Raw genomic sequence first — 2178 nt, forward strand, 5'->3', positions numbered from 1 at the left:
AGCGTCCTTTTCAACGGACAGGATATTACCGGCAAAGAGCCCAATGAGATCGCGAAACTTGGCCTGGTAAGGACCTTTCAAAAAACTAATATCTTTGCCGAAGTTTCCGTTGAAGACAGCGTAAAAATAGGATTCAATCTTCATCGGCATACAGGCCTGCTTGATATTTTGTCCCACAATTCTAAAATGAAATCTGAGATGAAGGATGTCGCTCAAAGGTCCGAAGAACTTCTGAAGTTTACCGGCCTTTATGAGTGGAAAGAACACCTAGTCAAAAACATCCCCTATGGTAAACAGAGAATGCTCTCTGTCGCTCTCGCTCTTGCGACGGAACCAAAACTGCTGATGCTCGACGAGCCGGCCACGGGGCTTAATCCGGTCGAGACCAAAGAACTGATTGAGATCATCCGTAAGATAAGAGATCTCCTCAAAGTGACTGTTTTTTTGATTGAGCACAATATGGGGCTCGTCGTTTCTATTTCAGACAGCCTTGCGGTACTTTGCAACGGAGAAAAACTGACAGAGGGCGGCCCAAAAGAAGTTGCTAACGATCCCAGGGTCATTGAAGCCTATCTCGGCAGGGGGTATAAAGAGCATGTTTCTTAAAGTTGACGGATTGTGCGCGGGTTATGGCAGAACTGACGCGCTTCACGATGTCTCCATGCAGGCGGAAAAGGGTTCTATCGTTACGCTTATAGGCGCAAATGGCGCGGGCAAGAGCACCTTTATGATGTGCCTTTCGGGAGTTTTGAAACCCAGCGCTGGAACTATAGAGTTTGATGGGCGTCAGATACAAAAGATGTACCCTGAGCAGATCGTAGCGGCCGGACTTTCACAGTCCCCAGAGGGACGCCGTATGTGGCCGAGTATGACCGTTCAGGAGAATCTGGAAATGGGCGGAGTTTCGGTAAAAGATCCCAAGGTATTAGCCGAAAGACTTCAGCAGTCTTTTGTTAATTTCCCCAAACTGGCGGACAGGAGAAAGCAGCTTGCCGGCAGCTTGAGCGGCGGTGAACAGCAGATGCTTGCGATAGCTCGGGCGATGATGTCTGGGCCTAAACTTCTTTTGCTTGACGAACCGTCTTTGGGACTTGCTCCGATAATAGTGGATAAGGTCGTAGAAATCATAAAAAAGATAAGAGACGACGGAACGACTGTGATATTGGTTGAACAAAATGCATTTATGGCTCTTTCCATAGCGGATTACGCCTATGTTCTCGAAACCGGAAGGGTCGTCCTCTCCGGAAAAGGGCCTGATTTGCTGAAAAACGACGAAGTGCGTAAATCCTACCTTGGTGTGTAGGAAGAAAATAAGCGGAGGTGTTTTAGTGTGAAGAAATTAGTTTCGTGTTTTATGGCGGCAATGTTGGCGGTTGGTGTGTGCGCGGCGGGAGCCAATGCGGCGATACCGAAGGGCCCGATCAAAATTGGCGTGGTAGTTCCCACAACAGGTCCTATCGCGTACGACGGCGGTCTCGCTCTGAACGGCATTAAGATGGCGGCAGACCAGATCAATGCAAAGGGCGGCATCAAAGGCAACAAGATCGAACTGAAGGTGGAGGACAGCGCAAACGTCCCCGCGACAGCAGTCGCCGCTATGGAAAAGCTCGTAGGAATGCAGAAAGTGACTGCTGTTATCGGTGACTTTGGAAGCTCCTGCACTCTTGCCATGATGGATGTGGCAAAGAGATCAGAGACTCCTCTTATCACCCCTGTTTCCCTTGCGCCTAAAATCACTGAGATGGGCAACAAATGGATGTTCCGCGGCTGCGACAACTCCGCCATGATCGCCAAGGCGTTCACGAAATGGGCCGTCAATGATAAAAAAGCGAAAAAATGGGCTTATATCGCCATAAACACGGACTACGGACGCGGTTCAGTCGAAGCTTTTAATAATGAACTTGCAAAACTGGGCGGCAAAGCCGTCTTCACCGAATACTTCAATCAGGGTGAGACGGACTATTATCCCATCGTCACCAAACTTAAGGCTTCCGGAGCGGACGCGCTGTGCCTCTTTGGCGAAACCGTCGACCTTTCCAGAGTCGTAGCCCAGTTCAACGAAATGGGGCTTGGCGGCAAAATGCTTATAATGGACCCTACCAGCGGTACGTTCAATGAGAAATTTGTTGAACTTGCGAAGAAAAACGCAAATGGTATAGTTGGCGCAAGCCGCTTTAT

The 2178-nt window shown here is 49.2% G+C and carries 3 protein-coding genes; all 3 read left to right on the forward strand.

Annotated elements, in window-relative coordinates:
• Positions 1–606 (forward strand): ATP-binding cassette domain-containing protein (locus RRY12_13025; protein ID MEG2185596.1); only part of this gene is annotated, 606 nt, incomplete at its 5' end.
• Positions 596–1303, forward strand: coding sequence for an ABC transporter ATP-binding protein (locus tag RRY12_13030; GenBank protein MEG2185597.1), 708 nt, complete (start codon positions 596–598; stop codon positions 1301–1303). The genes RRY12_13025 and RRY12_13030, both read left to right, overlap by 11 nt.
• Before the next feature lie 27 nt (positions 1304–1330).
• Positions 1331–2178 (forward strand): ABC transporter substrate-binding protein (locus tag RRY12_13035; protein ID MEG2185598.1); only part of this gene is annotated, 848 nt, incomplete at its 3' end.

This window comes from Cloacibacillus sp., assembly GCA_036655895.1.
GTDB lineage: Bacteria > Synergistota > Synergistia > Synergistales > Synergistaceae > JAVVPF01.

What these genes read in the sequence shown, in the direction of transcription:
- RRY12_13030 (MEG2185597.1), top strand. Translation starts at nt 596, where the DNA reads ATGTTTCTTAAAGTTGACGGATTGTGCGCGGGTTATGGCAGAACTGAC.